Below are 22,828 nucleotides of genomic sequence, written 5' to 3' on the forward strand. Positions count from 1 at the left end.
CGACGAACCGCTCGGAACGGCGGAGGGCCGGGACACCGTCTGGTGTCCCGGCCCTCCGCCGTTGTGGGTCAGCCCCTCGGGGGTCAGCGTTCCTGCGCCGTACGGCGGCGGTGCACCAGGACCATGCCCAGGCCGATCGCCATCAGGACGAACGAGGCGCCGAGGCCGGGCCACAGCACGTCACTGCCCGTGAAGGCCAGCCGGTCGCCGCTCGGGGTGGTGACGATGACGCCGCCGCCCTTCGCCGGGTTCTGCGTGACGCCGGGCACGACCGGGATCGTGACCGAGACCGTCGCGGTGGCGCGGCTCCCGTCCTCGCCCGCGACCGAGTAGTCGACGTGCGCGGTGCCGGCGTAGCCGCCGACCGGGACGAAGGTGACCGTGCCGGAGCCCTGAACCGTGAAGGTACCCTCGCCGGCGATCGTCACCGTCTCGACGAGCTTGCCGGTCCTCGGCTCGACCAGGCGGACCGACGCGGGGTCGATCGGCGCAGTGCCGGCGCTGTCGTTGCCCAGGACGTCGACGACGGTGGCGGCGCCGGGCTCGCCGTCCCGGTGGTCGGCCTCCGCGGTCGGCGGGGTGCCGACGACGACGGTCATGACCGCGTCACTCGTGTTCCCGTCGGTGTCCGTGATCCGGTAGTTCCCCTTCGTCGGACCCGAGAACCCCGGCTCCGGCGTGAAGGTCACCGTCCCGTCCGCGTCGTCCACCGACCAGACACCGTTCCGCGGAACCGCGATGCGGGAGACCGCTGCCCCCGAGCCGTCGAGCAGCCGCACGGTGGTCCGGACGATCGGCGTCGCGGCGTTCCCGGCGTCGTCGTTGCCCAGGACCGACATCGTCACCGGGGTGTTCGTCGCAGTGCTGGCCCAGTCGTCGTGCGCGAGGGGGACGACCGAGGTGACCGTCACGGTGATCGTCGCCGTCGCGGTGACCCCGCCGGTGTCGGCGACCTGGTAGGTCACCGCCGCCGCGGTGCCGGTGAAGCCCTGGGCGGGGGTGAACGTCACCGTTCTGGTGGTCGGGTCGACCGCGTACGTGCCCTGGCCGGCGACGACCAGCTGCCGTCCGTCCGTGCTGACCGTGGCGTCGCTCGGCTGGCCGGTCGCCGGGAAGACGACGCTCGCGGGGTCGAGCGGCGTGCCGCCCGCGACGCCGGGTGAATCGTTGCGCAGGACCTCGATCGACACCGGGGTGTTCTGCTCCGTCGTCGCGTCGTCGTCCTTCGCTGCCGGACCGACGGGCGTGACGGTCGCGGTGATCGTCGCGGTCGTCGTGGTGCCGTCGGTGTCGGCGACCTGGTACGTCACCGACGACGTGGTGCCGCGGAACGTCGGCTCCGGGGTGAACGTGACCGCACCGGAGTCCGGGTCGATCACGTACGTGCCCTGGCCGGGCACGGTGAGCTGCTCCGCGTGCTCGGTGGCGAAGGCGCCCGCGGGCTGACCGGCGGCCGGGAAGACGACGCTGGTCGGGTCGAGCGGGGTCGCCGCGTTGCCGCCGTGGTCGTTGCCGAGCACGTCGATCGTCGCGGACTCACCCTGCGCGATCGTGGTGGCGTCCGGCTCTGCGGTGGGGGACACCGCGGTGACCGTGGTGGTCAGCTGACCGGTCGAGCTCTGCCCACCGGTGTCGCTCACCTGGTACGTGACCGGGGTGGTCGTGCCGGAGAACCCTGGCGCGGGGGTGAAGGTCACCACACCGGTCTTCGGGTCCACCGTGTACACACCTTCACCGCGGACGGTGAGCTGCTTGCCGTCGGCCGACACCGTGGTGCCGGAGGGCTGGCCGTCCCTGGGGAACACGACGCTCGCCGGGTCGACCGGTGTGCCGCTCTGGACACCGGGGCTCGCTGCTCCGGCGACGTCGAACGTGGCCGGGGTGTTCTGCGACGTGGTGGCTGCGGTGTCCTTCGCGACCTTCGGGGCGACGGGCTTCGCCGTGACGGTGATCGTCGCCGAGGCGGTCGTGCCGTCGCGGTCCGTGACCTGGTACGTCACCGGAGTGGCGGCACCGCGGAAGGTGGCCTCGGGCGTGACGGTGACCTTCCCGGTGGTCGGGTCGATCGTGTACGTGCCCTCGCCCGGGACGGTCAGCTGCTTGCCGTCGGTCGAGACCTGTGCGCCCTTCGGCTGGCCGGTCGTCGGGAAGACGACGCTGCTCGGCGTGAGCGGGGTCTGCGCGTTGCCGGCGGTGTCGTTCGCCAGGACGTCGACCGTGGTCGCGCTGCCCTGGTCGATCGTCGCGGCGTCGTCCTGCGCGGTCGGGCGGACGGCCGCGACCGTGACGCTGATCGTCGCGGTCCCCGTCGCTCCGCCGCTGTCGGCGACCTGGTACGTCACCGGCGTGGTCGTGCCGGTGAAGCCCTGCGCCGGGGTGGCGGTGACCTTCCCGGTGCTCGGCTCGATCGCGTACGTGGCCTCGCCGGGGACGGAGAGCTGCCTGCCGTCCTTCGACACGGTGGCGCCGGTCGGCTGGCCGGTGGTCGGGAAGACCACGCTGGTCGGGTCGATCGGGGTGCCGTTCGCGACGCCGGGCCGGTCGTTCGCGGTGACGTCGACCACGATCGGGGTGTTCTGCTCGGTCTTCGCGGTGTCGTCCTCGGACGCCGGGCCGACCGGGGTGACCGTGGCCGTGATCGTCGCGGTCGCGGTGTGCCCGTCGACGTCCGCGACCCGGTAGGTCACGGGCGTCGCGGGGCCGCGGAAGGTCGGCTCGGGCGTGAAGGTGACCTTCCCGGACTTCGGGTCGATCGCGTACGAGCCCTCGCCCGGGACGGTGAGCTGCTTCGTGCCGTTGCCGGCGAACGTGACGGTGGTGGGGTCGAGCGGCGTCGCCGTGTTGCCCGGGGTGTCGTTGCCGAGGACGTCGACCGTGGCCGCGTCGCCCTGCACGAGCGTGACGGTGTCGTCCTTCGCGGTCGGGGTGACGGCCGTGACCGTGACGGTCAGCGTGCCGGTGCCGGTCGCGCCGCCGGTGTCGCCGACCCGGTAGGTGACGGGGGTGGTGGTGCCGGTGAAGGCCTGCGCCGGGGCGAAGGTGATCGTCCCGGAGGTCGGGTCAGCGGTGTACGTGCCCTGTCCGGGAACGGTCAGCTGGCGGCCGTCGGTGCTCGTCGTGGCGCCGGCCGGCTGGCCGTCCTCGGGGAAGGCGACCTTCGTCGGGTCGACGGGGGTCCCGCCCTGCACGCCCGGAGCGGCGTCGCGGACGACGTCGACCGTGGTCGGGGTGTTCTGCTGCGTCGTGACGGTCTCGTCGTGCGCCGTCGGGCCGACCGCGGCGACGGCGACCGTGATCGTTGCCGTGGACGTCGCGCTGTCGGCGTCGGCGACCTGGTACGACACGGGCGATGCGGTGCCGCGGAACGCCGGGTCGGGAGTGAACGTGACCTTCCCGGTGCTCGGGTCGATCGTGTACGTGCCCTCGCCCGGGACCGTCAGCTGCTTGCCGTCCGCGGAGACCTGCGCGCCCTTCGGCTGACCGGAGGTCGGGAAGACGACGCTCGAGGCGACGGTGCCGCCCTGGTCGTTCGCCAGGACGTCGACCGTCACGGCCGTGCCCTGGGTGGTCTTCGCGGTGTCGGGCTGCGCGTTCCCCTTGTACGTCACGGCGATCTGCCCGGACGCCTGGTTGCCGCGGGTGTCGGCGACCGTGTCGGTGACCGGGGTCGGGTTCTTCGTGGAGTCGCTCTCCGGCGTGAAGGTGACCTTGCCCGACTGCGGGTCGACGGTCCAGGTGCCCTCACCGGGGACGGTGAGCTGCTTGCCGCCGTTCGACACGGTCGAGTCCGGCGTGTTCGGGGCCAGCGTGACGGTCGTCGGGTCGATGGTGCCCGTGGAACCCGCGAGCGGGTCGACGGTCGCCGGCTGCCCGGGGGTGTTGCCCGTCGACGAGGTGTTCGCGACGGTCGGCTTGACGGGGTTCGTGAACACGCACTGCACGTCTCCACCACCCGCGGGGACGGTGAACGACGCCGAGGTGCCCTTGCCCTGCTTGACGACGGTCCCGTCGACCAGGTTGGTGCAGACGTAGCTCGTGTCGTAGGCGTTCGGATCGGTCGTGGTGTTCCCGGGGGTCTGGTCGACCTGGTACGTCTTGCCGGGCAGCAGGATGATCGGGCCCACGGTGACGGTGTCCTTGCCGGGGGCGGTCGTCCCGCTCACCGGGTCCGGGATGCCGCCGCCGCTGATCGTCGTCGTGAGCTCGTCGCTCGGCTTCGCGCGGCCGTCGGTGAAGCCGCCCTGCGACTGCCCCGTCGAGGGGAGTGCGCGCGAACCGAGGTCGTACACGTTCAGCGCCGTGCCGCCGGAGCGGATCGACTTCGCCGTGCCGACGGCACCGGTGACCGGGTCCACCTGCATGTAGGTGTTCGCGCCGGATCCGCTGATGTAGATGTACCCGTCGTCGCCGAACGCCAGCGAGGTCAGGTTCACGGACGTACCGATCGCCGGTCCGACCGGCGTCGCGGTCGTGCTGCCGCCGCCGAGGTCCGCGGCGTTCACGCGGTAGACCTGGGCCGACCTCGTGCTGCTCGAGATGAAGTACATGTTGCCCTGGCGGTCGAACGCCAGGTCACCGGCTCCGCCCGGAGGGGTCGACTTCGGCGTGACCGACACGGCCTTCGTCGAGACGGCCCCCGTCGCCGGGTCGTAGTAGAGGAAGGTGAAGAGGTTCGACGTCGTGTCCAGACCGCCGAAGTAGAACCGGCCCGTCTTGGGGTCGACGCCACCCATCTGGGTCGCCACGGTCGGGGAGCTCGGCCGGGCGATGGTTTTGAACGTCTCGGTCGATGCCGTCCACTCGAAGACGTTCGAGCCGTTCGTGAAGAACATCTTGCCGCCGTCACCGGAGATGCCGAGCTGGTTCAGCCCGGTCACGTTCCCGGGGGAGCTGATGAACGGCGTGGCCGCGCCGGTCGCGCGGTCCACCGAGTAGATCGTCGAGTCGCCGTTCACGGTGGCGTACAGGCCGGAGACGGGCAGGTTGGCCATCGCGGAGGCCGTCAGCGGGCTCAGGAGGGCGAGGCCTCCGGCGACGATCGTGGTGATGGTCGTCGCAGCCAGGACGCGCAGAGCGCGACGGCGCGGACGAACACGGTGTGTGGGAGACACAGAGTTCCTTCGTGCTGCATGGTCGTGTCGGGTACGCGACCGTTCATCACAGTAGGGGGTACACGTGTTCTCAGCTGCGACTCAGACGGGAGGTTCGTGTCCCCAAACAGGGGGACCGAGCCGTCCCGCGTGGACTAGCGCACCGGCTCGATGAGCTGCGGGCCCTCGTTGCGCACGCTGTTCACCGCGCGCGACACCTCGTACTGCTCGAGCCCCGCCGCGACCGCGAGCGACTCGTGGTCGAGCAGCGCGAGCAGGTCGTCCGAGCCCAGGTCGCCGTCGAGCCAGTCGTCGTACCCGTCGGGGGTGAGGAACGCCGGCATCCGGTCGTGGACCTCGCCAGGCGCGACGTGCGCGTCGCGGGTGATGATCGCGAGCGACAGCCGCCACTTGTCCGGGTCGTCCTCGGGCTTCGTCGGGTCCGGCCAGGCGCTCACGATGCCCGCCATCGCCAGCGCGCCACCGGGTTCGTGGACGAAGTGGGGTTCCTTGCCGTCCTCGCGGACGACCCACTCGTAGTAGCCGAGGGCGGGCACGATGCAGCGGTTCGTCGCGAAGGCCCGCTTGAACATCCCGCTCGTCGCCACCGTCTCGATGCGGGCGTTGATCGGCTTCGGCCGCTGCTTCCGGAAGTCCTTCGCCCAGCTCGGCACGAAGCCCCAGCTGACCTGCGGGAGCTCGCGCTGCCCGTGGCGCTGTCGGACGGCGTACACGGGGTCGGTCGGCGCGACGTTCCAGCTCGGGGCGAGGCCGGCGTGCACCTCGCCGGTGTCCTCGTCGACGTGCTCGGTGCGCGCGGCGAGCTCACCCACGAGCTCGGGCAGCAGATCGGCCGTGGTGTCGGAGACGACGAACCTTCCACACATGCGCCCAGTGTGCCCGGCGCTGCCGACAGTGGTGCAGCACGGCCTGCACGGCCGCTGCTACCGTGCCCGGGTGGACGACGAACAGCGCTGCCCCTGCCTGAGCGGCAACCCCTACGGCGAGTGCTGCGGACCCCTGCACGCGGGCGCCGCGGCCCCGACCGCCGAGCGGCTCATGCGCTCCCGGTTCAGTGCGTTCGCCCTCGGGTTGCCGGAGTACCTGCTGCTCACCTGGCACCCGCGCACCCGGCCGTCCGAGCTGACGCTCGACCCGACGCAGCGCTGGACACGGCTCGACATCGTGTCGACCCGGTCGGGAGGCCCGTTCGACTCCGCAGGACAGGTCGCCTTCCGCGCGTGGTGGCGGTCCGACGACGACCGCGGGACGCTGGAGGAGACCAGCGACTTCGTCCGCGAGCAGGGCCGGTGGTTCTACCTCGACGGCGTCGTCGCCTGACCGCCGACCGTCAGCCGCTGATGGTGTCCGGGAGCCCGACCGACCGCCGCATCGCCCGCCGGACCTCGGCCTCGTCCGGCAGCAGCTCGCTGTCGTCACCGCTCACGAAGAACCGGATCTGCCCGATCGCCTGCTCCGTGAGCATGTCGAGCCCGTTGAGCACGCGGCCGCCTGCCGCCGCCCAGCGTCCGGCCGCCGCCGTCGGCCACGGCTCGTAGGCGACGTCGAAGAGCACGGCATCCGACCCCGAGGGCACCAGCTCGAGCGAGTCCGCCGCACCACCGGGCAGCGTCGAGACGACGAACCCGTGCCGGGTCCCGGGCAGCGAGTCGACCGGCAGCACCTCGAGCGTCACGCCGAGTCGCACGGCCAGCTCCACGAGCGGCCCTGCCTTCCCGGTGTCGCGGAGGAACAGCCGCACGTCGACGGCCCCGAGTCGCACGGCAGCCGCGAGGGCGCTCGCCGCGGTGGCCCCACCGCCGACGATGGTGGCTTCGCCCGGCAGGTGCCCGAGTGCCTCGACCGGACGGACGATGCCCTCGACGTCGGTGTTCGCGCCGGCCAGGACGACCCGGTCGCCCTCCTGCCGGAACGCCACGGTGTTCGCCACCCCGAGCTCGTCGACGAGCGGGGTGGTGCGGTCGAGCATCGGCAGCACGTCGCGCTTGAGCGGCATGGTCAGGCTGAGCCCGCGCCAGTCGGGAGCCAGCCCCGCGACGAACGCGTCGAGCCCACCGGAGGCGACCTCGTGCCTCCCGTACGTGAACGGCAGTCCGAGCACGTCGTAGGCCGCCGCGTGCAGCGTGGGGGAGAGCGAGTGCGAGATGGGGGAGCCCAGCACGGCCAGCCGGGTCCGGTCGGGGTCGGTGAACTCCACGTCCGGAGCCTAGCCGCTCGACGTCCACGAGAGGAGTGCTTAGGGTAGCCTTACCTGTGTGATCCGAACCTCCCCCTCAGCGCGCCGCGTCCGCCGCGTGCTCGCGGCCGCCGGCGCTGTCGTCGCCGCGTCCCTCGTCCTCGCCGGGTGCAGCTCCGGCTCCTCGTCGCCCGCCGCGTCCGACGACGCCTCGGGCTCGGGCGGCGCGTTCCCCGTCTCGATCCAGACCGCGCTCGGCACGACCGAGATCCCCTCGCAGCCGAAGCGCGTCGTCGCCCTCGGTTGGGGTGACGCGGAGACGGCACTCGAGCTCGGTGTGCAGCCCGTCGGTGCGAGCGACTGGCTCGGCTTCGGTGGCGACGGTGTCGGGCCCTGGCTCAAGGACGCGTACACGAAGAAGCCGACGATGATCCAGACGCTCGAGCCCAGCTACGAGCAGATCCTCAAGCTCAAGCCGGACCTGATCCTCGACACCAAGAGCTCGGGCGACAAGGACCGCTACGCCAAGCTCTCGGCCATCGCGCCGACCGTGGCGATCCCGAAGGGCGGCGAGAACTACCTCACCACCACCGAGCAGCAGGTCGACCTCGTGTCGCGCGCGCTCGGCAAGGAGTCCGAGGGCAAGAAGCTGCTGACCGACCTCGACGACGCGTACGCCGCGGCGCGGAAGGCGCACCCCGAGTTCGACGGCAAGACCGCCGTCGTCGGGTCGTACACCGCGGACGGCTTCGGTGCGTACGCCTCGAAGGACAGCCGCTCCACCTTCATGCAGCAGCTCGGCTTCACCATCCCGAAGAACGTCGACCAGCAGGCCGGCGACGCCTTCTCGGTGAGCCTGTCGAACGAGAACCTCGACCTGCTCGATGCCGACCTGACCGTCGTCCTGCCGATCTTCGTCGACGCGTCCAAGGCGGAGTCGGACCCGCTGTTCCAGAAGGTCCCGTCGGTGCAGGCCGGGCACTCGATCGTGGTCGACGACGCTGACGTGTCGAACGCGTTCTCGCTCGGCACGACCGCCGCCATCGAGTGGGCGCTCGACCGTCTGCCGGACGAGTTCGCGAAGAAGGTCGGCTGACCGACAGCCGCAGGGGGAGTACGGCAGACGCCGGGTCGCGAGTCGCGACCCGGCGTCTCGCGTTGCGCGCGGGGGTGCGGTGACCGGCCGTCGGACGGGAGGCGCGGTGCGGGCTGGCGCCGCGCCTCCCGTCCGGCGTCTGGTGCCGTTCCGCGCGTAGGGGGCTGTTCCGCGCGAAGGAGGCAGGTCCTTCCTGCTTCCCACGCGCGGATCGTCATCCCATTGCACGCGTGATGGGCTCGAACGCCGCGCTTCGGGAGAAAGCGGCGGGGCTACGCGGCGGTGAAGGTGGAGCCGATGAACGCGAAGAGCAGGGTGATCAGCGGCAGCGAGCCCTGCACGAAGGCCGAGTTGAGGTAGCGGCGACCCGTGCCGGCCAGGACGACCGCGGCGCCGAGCATGCTCGCGGTCGAGAACACGACGAGGGTCCAGCCGTTGGCGCCGTTGCCCGCGAGCACCAGGACGACACCGAGGATCGCACCGATGGCGAGGAACAGGTTGTAGAAGCCCTGGTTGAAGGCGAGGGTGCGGGTGGCCTGCGCCTCGGACTCCGAGGCGATGCCGAAGGCGCGGCGCACGCGAGGACTCGTCCACGCAACGGACTCGAGGAAGAAGATGTACACGTGCACGAGGCCCGCGAGGACCGCACACACGCCCGAGATCACGAGCAGGACCGACATGGCCTCCATTCTCGCAGCCCCGGAGCGGTGCTCGTGTCCGTCCGTCACGCAACCCCGGCGGCGGGGGTACGGCCAGTAGGCTCGGGCCATGAGTGCCGACGAGTCCACGCCCGTCCACGACGATGCGGTCGCCGAGCTGGCGAGCATCCGGCAGAGCATCGACAACATCGACGCCGCCGTGATCCACATGCTCGCCGAGCGCTTCAAGTACACCCAGCGGGTCGGTTACCTGAAGGCAGGCGCGGGGATGCCGGCCGCCGACCCCGGTCGTGAGCAGGTGCAGGTCGCGCGGCTCCGACAGCTCGCGGCCGAGTCGCACCTCGACCCGGCGTTCGCGGAGAAGTTCCTGAACTTCATCGTCGCCGAGGTCATCCACCACCACGAGCGCATCGCCGGCGGCGAGCGGTGAGCGGCGCTGCCGCCGGGCTCCCGGCCGACGGCTTCCCGCAGGACCTCGCCGACCTGCACCTGCTCGTCGGGTCCTACACCGCGACGGGCGGCGGGAACGCGACCGGCATCTCGGTCGTGCACGGATCGACCGCGACCACCGTCGCCGTGATCGACGACCCCTCGTTCCTCGCGCTGTCCGGCGACCGGGTCTACGCCGTGTCCGAGACCGCGGACGGCAGCGTCTCGGCCTTCCGGTACGCCGGCGGCTCGCTCGAGCACCGGTGGGACGCAGACGCCGGCGGTGACGCCCCCTGTCACGTGCGCGTCGACCCCTCCGGCGCACTCGTCGTCACGAACTACGTCTCCGGCACCGTGACCGCGGTGTCGCTCGAAGCCGCGGAGTCGCACGCCGCGTCCGTGTCGGCCAGCGACGGTGTCGTCGGAGCACACGGCAGCCGGGACCGGGTCGTCGTCCCCGACACAGCGGTCGTCACCGGCGTGCTGCCCGACGTCGAGGGGCCCGTCGAGGACCGGCAGGAAGGGCCGCACGCCCACCAGTCGATCGCGACGCCCGACGGCACGGTGCTCGTCGCGGACCTCGGCGGCGATGCGCTCCACGAGTTCCGGGTGTCGGCGGACCCGGCGATCGACCTCGTCCGCGTCCACCACCTCGGGCCCGGGGTCGGGCCGCGGCACATGGCCTGGCTCGGCACCGGGGCGGACGCCGACCTCGTCGTCGCCGGGGAGCTCGACGGGCGCGTGTACCGCCTGCGCCGCGACGAGTCCGGGACGCTGCAGCCGATCGCCTCGACCCCGGCGTTCGAGGGTGAGGTGGGGGAGTCGCTCCTCAGCCACGTCGAGGTCGACCGGGCCGGACGCGTCGTCGTCGCGGTGCGTGGTCGCGACCTGGTCGTGGTGCTCGACACCGCGGACGATGGGCTGACGGTCGTCGGGTCCGCGTCGTGCGGTGGGGTCTGGCCCCGGCACTTCGCGCAGGTGCCCGGGTACCTGCTGGTGGCCAACCAGATGTCCGACGCCATCGCCGTGCTGCCCGTCGGGGCGGACGGCGTGCCGGGCGAGTCCGTGGCGCAGATCGCCGTCGGGTCGCCCGCGTGCATCGTGCCGGTGCTGTCGTGACGGAGTCGCTCGCCGACGGGTACCGGCTCGTGGTCGGGCCGCCGCCGCTGGACGACTACCTGCGCCTGCGGCGGGACTCCGGCCTGTCCCCGAAGAACGCGGAGCAGGGCGCGGGCGCGATCGCGGGCAGCTGGTCTGCCGTGCACGTGGTCGACGGTCAGGACGTGCCCGTCGCGATGGGCCGCACGATCGGCGACGGCGGGTGGTACTTCCACATCGCGGACATCGCCACCGACCCGGGTCACCAGCGCCGGGGGCTCGGCAGGGTCGTCGTCGAGTGGCTCGTGGCGGACATCCGGGCGCGGGCGCCCGAGGGGGCCTACATCACGCTCGTCGGGGATCCGCCCGGGCAGCGGCTGTACCGGTCACTCGGGTTCGAGGACGTCGCACCGAGCCTGGGGATGGCGCTGCCGCTGCGCTGACGGTCGAGCGTCCGGCGCTGCTGCTGTCGCGTGTGTTCGTGTGGGCGTGCCGGTGAGGGTCAGCCGTGCACGACGTTGGCGAACGGCCGACCCGCTGCCAGCGCGGACACCTGCCCCCGCACGAGCTCGAGGGTCCGCGGCACGCTGAGGTCCGTGTTCCCGCCGACGTGCGGCGTCAGCACGGTGTTCGGGGTCGTCCAGAGCGGATGCCCGGCGGGGAGCGGCTCCGGGTCGGTGACGTCGAGCGCTGCCGACAGTCGGCCGCGCTGGAGTTCCGCCACGAGGGCATCGGTGTCGACGACCCGCCCACGGGCGACGTTCACCACGAGGGCGCCGTCGGGCAGTGCCGCGAGCAGATCGGCGTCGACCAGGTGCTCGGTCTCGTCGGTGAGCGGCGTGATGAGCACGAGGACGTCCGTCCGGGCCGCGAGTCCCGGGAGGTCCCCGAAGGCGTGCACGTGTCGACCGTCCTGCTCCCGCGCGGTGCGGGCCACGACGGTGACGTCGCACCGCAACGCCTCGAAGCGCGTGGCGATCGCAGCTCCGATCGCGCCGTACCCGACGACCGTCACCCGACGGTCGGCGAGCGACCGGGTGGTGCGGGCGTCCCACACGCCGGCGGCGCGGTCGGTCTGGAACGTGTGGATCTCGCGGAGCGACGTCAACGCGAGTCCGACCGCGAGCTCGGCCGTCTCGTCGTCGTGGATGCCCCGGCCGTTCGCGACCTGCGCGTGCGCCGGAGCGTGCGGCAGCGCGTGCTCGTACCCGGCGCTCGGCAGTTGCAGGAGCCGGAGGTTCGGCAGGTCGTGCACGTACTGCCACCGGTGGCGACCCGCGAAGTAGAACGGCAGCAGCGTGATCGCCACGTCACCGGGCCGGTCGTACGGGCCTTCGACGTCCCAGACGTCGAGCTCGACGCCGTCCGGCACGGGGCCGAACCGCTCGACGAGCTCCGCGAAGGGCAGGGTCACGATCGGCATGGGTGCGTGGTGCTCCTGAGGTGTCGGGACCCGTCGACGGCGGTCAGCTCGCGCTGGCCGCCGTCGGCGGGTGCTCTCGGCCTGTCGGCCTGTCGGCCTGTCTGCCTGTCGGCCTGTCTGCCTGTCGGCCCGTCCCCTGTCGCCAGGGTGTCAGCCGTCGGCGGGCGGTGTCAGCTGTCGGTGCGCGGCGAGAACGAGCCGTGGTCGTCGAGCGGCCCGCGCCCGACGTAGCCCTCGATGACGTCCTCGACGATCACGTCACCGAAGCGAGCCGGCAGCGTCGCGCCGTGCGTCCCACGGAGCTCGTCGATCGACGCCTCGAACGCGCCCTGCACCTCGAGCGTGCCGGACGAGGCGTCCGTCACACCGATGCGCAGCACCGGGAAGCCCCGGCCGTCGCACAGGCCCTGGAAGCGCACGTCGTCCTCGCGGCGCACGGTCACGATGACACGGCCCGTCGACTCGGAGAACAGTGCGGTCGCCGTGTCGACGCCGTCGCGCTCCTCGAGCTCGTCGAGCACCACGCGGACGCCGATGCCGAAGCGCAGCACCGACTCGGCGAGGGACTGGCCGAGGCCGCCGTCCGCCAGGTCGTGGGCGCTCGTGAGCAGCTGCTCGCCCGACGCTGCCTGCAGGAGCTCGGCCAGGGCCTTCTCCTGCGCGAGGTCGACCGCCGGCGGACGGCCGCCGAGGTGCCCGTGCACGGTGCCGGCCCACGCGGAGCCGTCGAGCTCGAGGCTCGTCGTGCCCAGCAGGTACACGTTGTGGCCGTCGTCCTGCCAGCCCGACGGCACGCGCAAGGCGACGTCGTCGATGATGCCGAGCACGCCGACCACGGGGGTCGGGTGGATCGGGGTCGTGCCGGTCTGGTTGTAGAACGACACGTTGCCGCCGGTGACCGGGATCCCGAGCTCCATGCAGCCGTCCGCCAGGCCCTCGACGGCCTCGGAGAACTGCCACATGACCTCGGGGTTCTCCGGCGAGCCGAAGTTCAGGCAGTCCGTGACCGCGGCGGGGACGGCGCCGGTGACGGCGACGTTCCGGTACGCCTCGGCCAGCGCCAGGCGCGCGCCCTGCTTCGGGTCGAGCTGGCAGTAGCGGCCGTTCGCGTCGGTCGCGACGGTGACGCCGAGCCCGGTCTCCTCGTCGACGCGGATCATGCCGCCGTCGTCGGGGAAGGAGAGCGCCGTGTTGCCGAGCACGTAGGTGTCGTACTGGTTCGTGACCCAGTTCTTCGACGCCAGGTTCGGCGAACCGAGGAGCTGCAGGAACTGTGCCTTGAGCGCAGGGCCGTCGGCCGGACGCTCGAGCGAGGCGGCGGTGTCGGCCTGCAGCGCGTCGATCCAGGACGGATAGGCGACCGGGCGGTCGTACACCGGGCCGTCGACGGCGACCGTGCGCGGGTCGACGTTCACGATCTCCTGGCCCTGCCAGTCGATGACGAGGCGACCGGTGCCGGTGACCTCGCCCAGGACGCTGGTCTCGACCTCCCACTTGCCGACCACCGCGAGGAACTCGTCGAGCTTCTCGGGGCGGACGACCGCCATCATGCGCTCCTGGCTCTCGGACATGAGGATCTCCTCTGCCGTGAGCGTGGGGTCGCGCAGGAGGACGTCGTCGAGCGAGATGTGCATGCCGCCGTCACCGTTGGACGCCAGCTCGCTCGTCGCGCAGGAGATGCCCGCGGCGCCGAGGTCCTGGATGCCCTCGACCAGTTCCTCCTGGAACAGCTCGAGGCAGCACTCGATGAGGACCTTCTCGGCGAACGGGTCGCCGACCTGCACCGCCGGACGCTTGGTCGGCCCGCCCTCGGTGAAGGTGTCGGACGCCAGGATCGACGCACCGCCGATGCCGTCGCCACCGGTCCGGGCACCGAAGAGCACGACCTTGTTGCCGGCACCGGAGGCGTTCGCCAGGTGCAGGTCCTCGTGACGCAGGACACCGACCGCGAGCGCGTTGACCAGGGGGTTGCCCTGGTACACCGGGTCGAAGTAGGTCTCACCACCGATGTTCGGCAGGCCCAGGCAGTTGCCGTAGAACGAGATGCCGCCGACGACGCCGTGCACGACGCGTGCCGTGTCCTCGTGGTCGATCGCGCCGAAGCGGAGCTGGTCCATCACGGCGACCGGGCGAGCGCCCATCGAGATGATGTCGCGGACGATGCCGCCGACGCCGGTCGCGGCACCCTGGTACGGCTCGACGTAGGACGGGTGGTTGTGCGACTCGACCTTGAAGGTCACCGCCCAACCGTTGCCGACGTCGACGACACCGGCGTTCTCGCCCATGCCGACCATCAGGTTCTTCGTCATCTCCGGCGTGACCTTCTTGCCGAACTGACGCAGGTAGTTCTTGCTCGACTTGTACGAGCAGTGCTCCGACCACATCACGGAGTACATCGCGAGCTCGCCCGAGGTGGGGCGGCGGCCGAGGATCTCGCGGATCTTCGCGTACTCGTCGGCCTTGAGCCCGAGCGCCTCGTACGGCTGCTCCTTGTCGGGCGTCGCGGCGGCGTCCTGCACGGTGTCGGGCTTCGGGCGAACGTGGGTCGTCACGGTGTTGTCGTTCCCTGTCACTGGAGTCGTGTCCGTCGTCACTTGACGAGCGTCGACTCGATCACGGAGGTGAAGAAGGTGAGGCCGTCCGTGCCGGAGGCCATCGCCGCGGGGGTGTCCGGGCCGAAGCCGGGCTCCGTCGCGTGCTCGGGGTGCGGCATGAGCCCGACGACGTTGCCGCGCTCGTTCGAGACGCCGGCGATGTCGTCGATCGACCCGTTCGGGTTCACGCCGACGTAGCGGAACACGACCTGGCCGTTGTCCTCGATGCGCTTGATCTCGTCGGCGTCGGCGACGAAGCGGCCGTCGGCGTTCTTGAGCGGGATCGTGATCTCCTGCCCGGCGCTGAACCCGGAGGTCCAGGCTGTGCCGGCGGTCTCGACGCGGAGCTTCTGGTCGCGGCGGATGAACTGCTGGTGCGCGTTGCGGGTGTGCGCGCCCGGGACGAGGCGGGCCTCGGCGAGCATCTGGAACCCGTTGCAGATGCCGAGCACGGGCATCCCCTTGCCGGCGGCGTCGATGACCTCGGCCATGATCGGGGCCTTTGCCGCGATGGCGCCGGCACGGAGGTAGTCGCCGTACGAGAACCCGCCGGGGAGCACGATCGCGTCGACCCCCTGCAGGTCGTGGTCGCCGTGCCAGAGCGCGACGGGGTCGGCTCCCGCCAGGCGGACCGCGCGCTGGGCGTCGCGGTCGTCGAGCGAGCCCGGGAACGTGATGACGCCGATGCGCATCCGCGTCACGCGTCCTGCACGGTGACGGAGACGACGTCCTCGATCACGGCGTTCGAGAAGACGTCGGCCGCGATGTCGCGGACCTCGGCCAGCTTCGCGTCGTCGACCGGGCCGTCGACGGCGATCTCGAAGCGCTTGCCGATGCGGACGTCGGTCAGGTCGGCCTTGCCGAGACGGGCGAGGGCGTTGCCCACCGCCTTGCCCTGGGGGTCGAGGATTTCTGCCTTGGGCATGACCTCGACGACGATGGTTGGCACGTGTTCACTCCAGCGCTTGGGTGGGTTGGGTGGGACGGCACCAGTCTACGGGCCGCGCGCGGCGCGCCGGGCCGCTTGTGGAGAAGTCGTCGAAAGCGTATGTTCCAAGTCGAATAATCGCTCGGGAACACGGTCTGGAGGCACGGATGGCGTCGCTCACGCCCCTCGCGTTCGCCGCGCTCGGCCTGCTCGCCGAGGCGCCCATGCACCCGTACGAGATGTTCCAGACGATGCTCCACCGGCACGAGGACCAGAACGTCAAGGTCCGGCCGAGCACGCTGTACCACCAGATCGGGCGGCTCGTGGACCTCGGGTACGCCGAGGCCCTCGGGACCGCGCGCGAGGGCAACCGGCCCGAGCGCACCACGTACGCCATCACCGACCACGGTCGTGCGGAGCTCGACGCCGGGCTCCGGCGCATGATCGCCGAGCCCGCCGACGAGTACCCCGAGTTCCAGCTCGCGGTCTCCCACGTCGACAACCTGACCGCGACGGATGCGGCGACCGCGCTGCGCGCCCGCGCCGAGGCGCTCCGTGCGGAACGCGCGGGGTACGACGAAGCCGCCACGGGCCTCCAGGCCAAGCAGCTCGCCGAGCGCTACTGGCTCGACGTGTCGTACGTCCGTGGCATGCTCACCGCGCAGATCGAGTGGCTGACCGCCACCGCCGACCGCATCGCGAGCGGCGACATCCCCTGGGACGGCCCCGCCGTCCCCGACCCAGCACCACAGAAGGACCAGGACACCACTCGATGACCTCCACCACGTCCGCCGACCTGCAGCACGGGCAGAAGCCGTGGCCCGCGCTCTGGGCACTCGTCGTCGGCTTCTTCATGATCCTCGTCGACTCGACCATCGTGTCGGTCGCGACGCCCACGATCGCGCAGGCGCTCGACGCCGACATCAACGCCGTGATCTGGGTCACCAGCGCGTACCTGCTCGCCTACGCCGTGCCGCTGCTCATCACCGGGCGGCTCGGTGACCGCTTCGGCCCCAAGGTGCTGTACCAGGCGGGTCTCGTGGTGTTCACCCTCGCGAGCCTGTGGTGCGGTCTGGCCGGTTCCATCGAGGTGCTCATCGTCGCCCGCGTCGTGCAGGGCCTCGGTGCCGCGATGATGACCCCGCAGACGATGGCGGTCATCACGCGCATCTTCCCGCCGCAGAACCGTGGTGCAGCCATGGGCCTGTGGGGCGCCGTCGCCGGTGTCGCGTCGCTCGTCGGGCCGATCGTCGGCGGGCTGCTCGTCGACGGCTTCGGCTGGGAGTGGATCTTCTTCGTGAACGTCCCCGTCGGTGTCGTCGCGTTCGTGCTCGCGCAGCGCTTCGTCCCCCGCTTCGAGCGCCACGGACACCGGTTCGACTACCTGGGCATCGTCCTCAGCGCCGCCGGCATGTTCCTGCTCGTGTTCGGCATCCAGGAGGGCGAGACCTACGACTGGGGCACCATCACCGGCCCGATCTCGGTCTGGTCGCTGATCATCACCGGCATCGTCGTGCTCGCCGCCTTCGTGGTGTGGCAGGGCGTGCAGAAGGGCGAGCCGCTGCTGCCGCTCGGCCTGTTCAAGGACCGCAACTTCACGCTCGCGAACATCGCCATCACGGCGGTCGGCGTGGCGATCTCGTCGTTCGCGCTGCCGATCATGCTCTGGGCGCAGGACGTGCTGCGCTTCTCGCCGACCCAGGCCGCGCTGCTGCTCGTGCCGCAGGCCGTGCTGTCCGCCGCGCTCGCACCGCTCGTCGGCAAGAACCTCAACAAGTGGAACCCGCGGTGGGTCGGCTCGTTCGGCCTCGCGTGCTTCTCCGGCGGACTGTTCTGGTTCGGCGCACTGCTCTGGTCGGGTGCCGGCTGGGGCTGGACGTTGCTGCCGAGCGCGCTCCTCGGGCTCGCCAACGCCTGCATGTGGGGTCCGCTCTCGGTGTCGGCCACGCGCAACCTGCCGCCGGCGCTCGCGGGTGCCGGGTCGGGCGTCTACAACACCACGCGGCAGATCGGTGCGGTGCTCGGCTCTGCCGGTATCGCTGCGCTGATCGAGGCGCGCATCACGGCGAACTTCCCGTCCGGTGCGGGCACGGGCTCGGGCGGCGCGGAGCAGCAGGTCGGAGCGCTGCCCGAGTTCCTGCAGCAGCCGTTCGCCACGGCGATGGGGCAGTCGCTCGTGCTGCCGGCCGTGGTGCTCGTGGCGGCCATCGTCGCGGCGCTGTTCCTGGCGAAGCCGAAGCAGACGACAGCGTGGAAGCAGACCGGGGCGGTCGAGACGCAGCCGGACGCGGCCGAGCCCGAGGCCGCGGCGCGCTGACGCTGCTGCGCTGACGTCGTCACACGGTGGACCCCGGTCCCGCTCGGTCGAGCGGCGCCGGGGTCCGCTCGTGGTGCCGGTCATGCAGCTCGTTCGTGCGGGGCAGCCGTCCGCGTTGTGCCGATGCAGAACGACAAGGCCGCTGTCGTACGACAGCGCATCTGTCGTTCTTGCCGCCCAGGGCGGAAGAGCTGTGGAACGGCGGGGACTGGTGCGACAGGATCGTCGTCGTACGACAGCGCATCTGTCGTACGACCGCGCCGCAGACCGACGGCCCTACACGCCGCACGCCGCACGCCGCCGGCCGCGCCGCGCGCCGCACGCCGCCGGCCCCGCTCATACCCGGCGCTGCAGGTGCGCCCGGGTCAGCTCGGCCATCTCCTCGTCGGACAGGGCGTCGACCGAGCTGGCCTCGCGGCGGTCCGTCCGCTGCCACCGCACGAACAGCATCACGAGGACCGGGACGTCGGCGACCTCGGCGATGAACCACAGCAGGTCGCCCGCCAGGTGCTGGTCGCGCAGGGGCGACGGGAACCACGACTGCCCGACGGCGTGCACGAGCGACCCGTCGAGCACGTGGTTCGACACCCGGAGCACGATGCCGGGCACCGCGTCGAGCAGCAGCTCCACGAAGGCGAGCAAGAACTCGACCGTCACGAAGGTCGAACTCCGCAGGACCCCCGGCTCGGACAGCGGCCCGAGCACCGTGAACCCGAGCGCCGGCACGAGCACCGTGATGAGCGCTGCCCAGACTCCCGACTCGCGGACGACCGCCGACAGCGGGGTGAGCAGCACCGCGAACAGCACGAGGCCGACCACGGGGGCGACGATCGCGTTGCCGAGCACCCGGACCGGCCGCGAGTGCATCGCCCGGTCAGCGGCGGCGGACCACCGTGCCGGGCCGCCGAGCCGCAGCAGCGACACCGGGGCGGCCAGGGCGGCGAAGGTCGGAACCGCGAAGAACAGCAGCGCGAGCCGGAGCGTGAAGGCCCACCGGAGCTCCTGGTCGTACCGGCCGACGACGCCGAACTGGAGCACGGCGAAGAGCAGCAGTGCGACCAGGAACGACAGGGACCGCCAGGTGGACCACCGGGCCCCGCGGCGTCGAGCCCCGACGAGCCACCAGCCGTAGGTCACCGCGGCGACCGCCAGCAGCACCGCGGCCAGGGGGTCGACCTGCCAGGTGCTCCAGAACTCGGCGGGTTCGGGCGTGGGGTGCCTCCTGGTCGCGAGCGGGACGGGCCGGACGCGCAGGGCGAGCCGGACGGGCCGGGAACGCGGGGCGGGCCGGCACCGTCATCCTCCGCCCCTCGGCCCCCGCGACGACCGCGTTGGCGGGCGACAGCGGTGAGGATCGACTCAGCTGTGGGCGGTCCGCCCGGCTGCCGGAGCGCCCCCGTCAGGCCTGGTCCGTCCGAGCAGCCACACGCCGATCGGCACGGCGACCGCACCGAGGACCGCGACGCCGAACGACAGGTGCCACTGCATCACGACGAACGCCGGGCCGATCGTGCAGACGGCGGCAGCGGCCACGACGGGCCACCCCGGCCGGTCGGTCCCGTCCGACAGTCGGGGGAGCGGACGATCCCACCGGCGCAGTGCCCTGGCCACACCGATCGCCGCGGCCAGCACGACGACGAGCGCGATCGGCCGCGTCGCCCACCAGGACACCGAACCGGGCTCGGGGAACGGCACCGCGAGCACCAGCGCGACCCCGTTCAGCGCGATGTACAGCGGCAGGTGCCAGAGGTAGACCGTCATGCCGTCCCGGCCGAGCACGAACACCGCCGCCTGCGCCGGTCGGGTCTGCATCAGCCGGGTGAGTGGTCGGTGCACGAGCTGCACGAGGCAGACCTGCGAGACCGCGAGCAGCGCCAACGGGAGCATCGGCGGGTTGAGGTCCTGCAGCATGTCCGGTGCCCAGAGCCCGACCGACGTCAGGGGGACGAGGAGGGCGTACCCGGCGAGGGCGACCGCCGCCAGCAGCACCCTCGAGCGACGGGCGAACCAGCCGTCGGCCCAGAGGAACCCCAGCTGCTGCGCGAACAGCCACACCGGGCCGAGGTTGAGGAGCCCGACCTCGGCGGTCCCCGTCGCGAACCGGAGCGCATTGACTGCCGCTGCGAGGAGCAGCAGGACGCCGAGCGTGCGGAACGGTGCCCGTTCGTGCAGGCGTGCCATCACCGGCACGCAGCACTGCGTGATGCCGTACGCGGCGAGGAACCAGAGCGGTGAGCCGATGCCGACGGCGACCTCGGCGAGCAGCTCGGCCGGGGTGCCGAGTGCGGTCGCGATCCCGAGACCGACCGCGAGCACGGCGAACAGCGGGACCGCCGGGCGGAAGAGCCGCACGAGCCGGGTCGCCACGAAGTCGCGCGCGCCCCCGCCCCGGGCGAGTGTGCTGCGCCAGCCGACCGCGCTCGCGAAGCCACCGACGGCGAAGAACAGCGGCATGACCTGACCCACCCACGTCGCGGGGACGTACCAGGCCGCGTCCTGCAGGGGGCTCGTGACGCCGATGCCGTCGGGTGACACCGCCACACCGACCATCGTGACGTGCACGACGACGACGAGGACGACGCAAGCCGTCCGGATGAGGTCGACGACCAGGTCCCGCTGCGCGATGATCCCCCGGACGTCCTGAGCGCTGTCGGCCGGCACGGAATTCATCCGCGACGAAGGCCCCTGCTTCGTGGACATGCCGTGACGCTAGCGCCGGACCGCGGGGATCAGCGTCGTCCCAGCGGATCGCGACCGGATCGTGACACATCGCATGCCGCCAGCGGAATGCACCAGCGGACGGAGCCACGGCGCTCCGACACGCGCAGTCCGCCGCCGCCCTGGGCTCCGACCCGACGACCGTGTACGGTGGAGCTTGTCTTGACCGATGCAAGAGAAAGAAACCGATGGACGCCGACGCCGACCTGCTCCGGGCCGCCGGCCTGCGGGTGACGACGCCGCGGCTGGCGGTCCTGCGTGCCTCCGGGGCGATGCCGCACGCCACCGCGGACGACATCCTCACCGCGGTCTCGACCGAGCTCCCGACGACGAGCCACCAGGCCGTCTACGGAGTCCTGGGTGCCCTGGCCGGAGTCGGACTCGTCCGCCGCATCGAGCCCGCCGGCAGCCCTGCCCGGTACGAACGGCGCACCGGGGACAACCACCACCACATCGTCTGCACCATGTGCGGCGCGGTCGAGGACGTCGACTGCGCGGTCGGCCACGCCCCGTGCCTCACCCCGTCGGAGACCCACGGCTTCGCGGTCACCACCGCCGAGGTCACCTACTGGGGCATCTGCGAGCGTTGCGCAGCAGCGGAACGCGACGACGCCGAGGCCGTCACCGCCTGACCTCGACGGGCCCCTGCGGACCCGACGACCCCGCGCGCCACGACCACCCGACGCGCCCCACGAGCAACCCGAACCACCCTGACCGAACCAACCGTTCCACCTGAGGAGGAACCGTGTCCGACCAGAACACGCCCACCGGCCCCGCCGGCACCCCCACCACGACGACCAACTCCGGCGCCCCCGTCTCGAGCGACCAGCACTCGATGGGTGTCGGCGCCGACGGCCCCCTAGCCCTGCACGACCACTACCTGGTCGAGAAGCTCGCCCAGTTCAACCGCGAGCGCGTCCCGGAGCGGGTCGTCCACGCCAAGGGCGGCGGTGCGTTCGGTACCTTCACCGTCACGCACGACGTGTCGCAGTACACCCGTGCCAAGTTCCTGCAGCCGGGTAAGCAGACCGAGATGCTCGCCCGCTTCTCGAGCGTCGCCGGAGAGCAGGGCTCCCCGGACACCTGGCGCGACCCCCGCGGCTTCGCGCTGAAGTTCTACACCGAAGAGGGCAACTACGACCTCGTCGGCAACAACACCCCGGTGTTCTTCATCCGCGACGGCATCAAGTTCCCGGACTTCATCCGCTCGCAGAAGCGCCTCCCGGGCAGCCACCTCCGGAACCACGACATGCAGTGGGACTTCTGGACCCTGTCCCCGGAGTCGGCGCACCAGGTGACGTGGCTCATGGGTGACCGGGGCCTCCCGTCGAGCTGGCGCCACATGGACGGCTTCAGCTCGCACACCTACCAGTGGATCAACGCCGAGGGCGAGCGCTTCTGGGTGAAGTACCACTTCGAGACGCAGCAGGGCCACAAGACCCTGACGCAGGAGGACGCCGACCGCATCGCCGGTGAGGACGCCGACTTCCACATCCGCGACCTCTACGAGGCCATCGAGCGCCGTGACTTCCCGAAGTGGGTCCTCAAGGTGCAGGTCATGCCCTACGCGGACGCCGAGGGCTACCGCTTCAACCCGTTCGACCTGACGAAGGTGTGGCCGCACGCGGACTACCCGCTCATCGAGGTCGGCACGATGGAGCTCAACCGCAACCCGGAGAACTACTTCGCGCAGATCGAGCAGGCCGCGTTCGCGCCGTCGAACTTCGTGCCCGGCATCGCGGCGAGCCCGGACAAGATGCTCCTCGCGCGCATCTTCAGCTACGCGGACGCGCAGCGCTACCGCGTCGGCACGAACCACGCGCAGCTGCCGGTGAACGCCCCGAAGAACGAGGTCCACTCGTACTCGAAGGACGGCGCCATGCGCTTCGACTTCCAGAAGGCCGAGGTGCCGGTGTACGCGCCGAACACCCAGGGTGGCGCGCACGCCGACCCGACCGCCACGGACGACGTCCCGGGCTGGGAGTCCGACGGCGCGCTGCAGCGCTCCGCTGCGACGCTGCACCCGGAGGACGACGACTTCGGCCAGGCGGGCACGCTCTACCGCGAGGTCCTCGACGACGCTGCTCGTGAGCGCCTGGTCGGCAACATCGCCGGGCACGTCTCGAAGGTGACGCGCGACGACCTGCGCGAGCGCGTGTTCGCCTACTGGACGAGCGTCGACGCCGACCTGGGTGCGCGCGTGCGCGCCGCGGTCGCGCCGAGCGCGCCCGGTTCGAACGAGGACCCGGAGAAGGTCGCGGTCGAGGCGTAGTCAGCCA

Annotated in this window: 19 protein-coding genes; 9 read left to right on the forward strand and 10 right to left on the reverse strand. The window is 71.7% G+C overall.

Annotated elements, in window-relative coordinates; translation table 11 throughout:
• Positions 1-83: 83 nt before the first annotated feature.
• Both ABIC52_RS06965 and ABIC52_RS06970 read right to left on the reverse strand, forming a co-directional pair.
• On the reverse strand, positions 84-5,111 hold the full coding sequence (locus ABIC52_RS06965; RefSeq protein WP_354026965.1) for an Ig-like domain-containing protein: 5,028 nt from the start codon (positions 5,109-5,111) through the stop codon (positions 84-86).
• 134 nt (positions 5,112-5,245) lie between these two features.
• Positions 5,246-5,977 carry an SOS response-associated peptidase gene (locus tag ABIC52_RS06970; protein ID WP_354026966.1) on the reverse strand — a complete coding sequence of 244 codons (732 nt, stop codon included), beginning with the start codon at positions 5,975-5,977 and terminating at the stop codon, positions 5,246-5,248.
• Positions 5,978-6,047: 70 nt separating this feature from the next.
• Between ABIC52_RS06970 and ABIC52_RS06975 the strand changes: the two genes are divergently transcribed.
• Positions 6,048-6,431 carry a YchJ family protein gene (locus ABIC52_RS06975; protein ID WP_354026967.1) on the forward strand — a complete coding sequence of 128 codons (384 nt, stop codon included), beginning with the start codon at positions 6,048-6,050 and terminating at the stop codon, positions 6,429-6,431.
• 10 nt (positions 6,432-6,441) lie between these two features.
• Here ABIC52_RS06975 and ABIC52_RS06980 read toward each other — a convergent pair whose 3' ends face one another.
• Positions 6,442-7,308, reverse strand: a complete 867-nt coding sequence (locus ABIC52_RS06980) for a shikimate dehydrogenase family protein (RefSeq protein ID WP_354026968.1) — start codon at positions 7,306-7,308, stop codon at positions 6,442-6,444.
• A gap of 58 nt (positions 7,309-7,366) precedes the next feature.
• Between ABIC52_RS06980 and ABIC52_RS06985 the strand changes: the two genes are divergently transcribed.
• Positions 7,367-8,383 (forward strand): iron-siderophore ABC transporter substrate-binding protein, encoded by a 1,017-nt coding sequence (locus ABIC52_RS06985; RefSeq protein WP_354026969.1) that lies wholly within the window; start codon positions 7,367-7,369, stop codon positions 8,381-8,383.
• A 272-nt stretch (positions 8,384-8,655) separates the two neighbouring features.
• Here ABIC52_RS06985 and ABIC52_RS06990 read toward each other — a convergent pair whose 3' ends face one another.
• Positions 8,656-9,063 carry a DUF1304 domain-containing protein gene (locus ABIC52_RS06990; RefSeq protein WP_354026970.1) on the reverse strand — a complete coding sequence of 136 codons (408 nt, stop codon included), beginning with the start codon at positions 9,061-9,063 and terminating at the stop codon, positions 8,656-8,658.
• 88 nt (positions 9,064-9,151) lie between these two features.
• Here ABIC52_RS06990 and ABIC52_RS06995 point away from each other — a divergent pair, with 88 nt between their 5' ends.
• The 3 genes from ABIC52_RS06995 to ABIC52_RS07005 are packed head-to-tail and all read left to right on the forward strand — an operon-like array spanning position 9,152 to position 11,012.
• The gene (locus tag ABIC52_RS06995; protein WP_058729807.1) at positions 9,152-9,472 is read left to right on the forward strand and encodes a chorismate mutase; all 321 of its coding nucleotides are present in this window, start codon (positions 9,152-9,154) and stop codon (positions 9,470-9,472) included.
• Complete coding sequence (locus ABIC52_RS07000) at positions 9,469-10,590, forward strand: lactonase family protein (RefSeq protein WP_354026971.1); 1,122 nt, start codon at positions 9,469-9,471, stop codon at positions 10,588-10,590. The genes ABIC52_RS06995 and ABIC52_RS07000 overlap by 4 nt, the downstream gene beginning before the upstream one ends.
• Positions 10,587-11,012: a GNAT family N-acetyltransferase gene (locus ABIC52_RS07005; RefSeq protein WP_126890174.1), complete on the forward strand. Its 426-nt coding sequence runs from the start codon at positions 10,587-10,589 to the stop codon at positions 11,010-11,012. Before ABIC52_RS07000 ends, ABIC52_RS07005 begins: the two co-directional genes overlap by 4 nt.
• 59 nt (positions 11,013-11,071) lie before the next feature.
• On the opposite strand, the gene ABIC52_RS07010 is transcribed toward ABIC52_RS07005, so the two are convergent.
• The 4 genes from ABIC52_RS07010 to purS form a co-directional block, all read right to left on the reverse strand.
• Positions 11,072-11,992, reverse strand: coding sequence for a 2-hydroxyacid dehydrogenase (locus ABIC52_RS07010; protein WP_126890175.1), 921 nt, complete (start codon positions 11,990-11,992; stop codon positions 11,072-11,074).
• A 170-nt stretch (positions 11,993-12,162) separates the two neighbouring features.
• Complete coding sequence (gene purL / locus ABIC52_RS07015) at positions 12,163-14,565, reverse strand: phosphoribosylformylglycinamidine synthase subunit PurL (protein ID WP_126890176.1); 2,403 nt, start codon at positions 14,563-14,565, stop codon at positions 12,163-12,165.
• A gap of 17 nt (positions 14,566-14,582) precedes the next feature.
• The gene (gene purQ / locus ABIC52_RS07020) at positions 14,583-15,278 is read right to left on the reverse strand and encodes a phosphoribosylformylglycinamidine synthase subunit PurQ (RefSeq protein ID WP_066657734.1); all 696 of its coding nucleotides are present in this window, start codon (positions 15,276-15,278) and stop codon (positions 14,583-14,585) included.
• Between the two features lie 5 nt (positions 15,279-15,283).
• Positions 15,284-15,535: a phosphoribosylformylglycinamidine synthase subunit PurS gene (gene purS / locus ABIC52_RS07025; RefSeq protein ID WP_066652126.1), complete on the reverse strand. Its 252-nt coding sequence runs from the start codon at positions 15,533-15,535 to the stop codon at positions 15,284-15,286.
• A gap of 146 nt (positions 15,536-15,681) precedes the next feature.
• On the opposite strand from purS, the gene ABIC52_RS07030 reads away from it, so the two are divergent.
• Complete coding sequence (locus tag ABIC52_RS07030) at positions 15,682-16,290, forward strand: PadR family transcriptional regulator (protein ID WP_354026972.1); 609 nt, start codon at positions 15,682-15,684, stop codon at positions 16,288-16,290.
• A complete protein-coding gene (locus ABIC52_RS07035; RefSeq protein WP_209679997.1) occupies positions 16,287-17,831 on the forward strand; it encodes a DHA2 family efflux MFS transporter permease subunit in 1,545 nt (514 codons plus the stop codon). The genes ABIC52_RS07030 and ABIC52_RS07035 overlap by 4 nt, the downstream gene beginning before the upstream one ends.
• A gap of 336 nt (positions 17,832-18,167) precedes the next feature.
• Here the strand turns inward: ABIC52_RS07035 and ABIC52_RS07040 are convergent, their stop codons facing one another.
• Both ABIC52_RS07040 and ABIC52_RS07045 read right to left on the reverse strand, forming a co-directional pair.
• Positions 18,168-18,989 (reverse strand): cytochrome c oxidase assembly protein, encoded by an 822-nt coding sequence (locus ABIC52_RS07040; protein WP_354026973.1) that lies wholly within the window; start codon positions 18,987-18,989, stop codon positions 18,168-18,170.
• 201 nt (positions 18,990-19,190) lie between these two features.
• A complete protein-coding gene (locus ABIC52_RS07045; RefSeq protein WP_354026974.1) occupies positions 19,191-20,531 on the reverse strand; it encodes an acyltransferase family protein in 1,341 nt (446 codons plus the stop codon).
• Positions 20,532-20,737: 206 nt separating this feature from the next.
• Here ABIC52_RS07045 and ABIC52_RS07050 point away from each other — a divergent pair, with 206 nt between their 5' ends.
• Together ABIC52_RS07050 and ABIC52_RS07055 are read left to right on the forward strand one after the other, a co-directional pair.
• On the forward strand, positions 20,738-21,181 hold the full coding sequence (locus ABIC52_RS07050) for a Fur family transcriptional regulator (RefSeq protein WP_354026975.1): 444 nt from the start codon (positions 20,738-20,740) through the stop codon (positions 21,179-21,181).
• Between the two features lie 113 nt (positions 21,182-21,294).
• A complete protein-coding gene (locus ABIC52_RS07055) occupies positions 21,295-22,821 on the forward strand; it encodes a catalase (protein WP_354026976.1) in 1,527 nt (508 codons plus the stop codon).
• Positions 22,822-22,828 lie beyond the last annotated feature (7 nt).

Origin of the sequence: Curtobacterium oceanosedimentum (assembly GCF_040545555.1) — a bacterium.
GTDB lineage: Bacteria > Actinomycetota > Actinomycetes > Actinomycetales > Microbacteriaceae > Curtobacterium.

Excerpts from the sequence above, each read along its gene's own strand:
- ABIC52_RS06970 (WP_354026966.1), bottom strand. The coding sequence starts at position 5,977 with ATGTGTGGAAGGTTCGTCGTCTCCGACACCACGGCCGATCTGCTGCCC.
- ABIC52_RS06990 (WP_354026970.1), bottom strand. The coding sequence starts at position 9,063 with ATGTCGGTCCTGCTCGTGATCTCGGGCGTGTGTGCGGTCCTCGCGGGC.
- ABIC52_RS06995 (WP_058729807.1), top strand. The coding sequence starts at position 9,152 with ATGAGTGCCGACGAGTCCACGCCCGTCCACGACGATGCGGTCGCCGAG.
- ABIC52_RS07010 (WP_126890175.1), bottom strand. The coding sequence starts at position 11,992 with ATGCCGATCGTGACCCTGCCCTTCGCGGAGCTCGTCGAGCGGTTCGGC.
- purQ (WP_066657734.1), bottom strand. The coding sequence starts at position 15,278 with ATGCGCATCGGCGTCATCACGTTCCCGGGCTCGCTCGACGACCGCGAC.
- ABIC52_RS07030 (WP_354026972.1), top strand. The coding sequence starts at position 15,682 with ATGGCGTCGCTCACGCCCCTCGCGTTCGCCGCGCTCGGCCTGCTCGCC.
- ABIC52_RS07035 (WP_209679997.1), top strand. The coding sequence starts at position 16,287 with ATGACCTCCACCACGTCCGCCGACCTGCAGCACGGGCAGAAGCCGTGG.
- ABIC52_RS07045 (WP_354026974.1), bottom strand. The coding sequence starts at position 20,531 with ATGTCCACGAAGCAGGGGCCTTCGTCGCGGATGAATTCCGTGCCGGCC.
- ABIC52_RS07050 (WP_354026975.1), top strand. The coding sequence starts at position 20,738 with ATGGACGCCGACGCCGACCTGCTCCGGGCCGCCGGCCTGCGGGTGACG.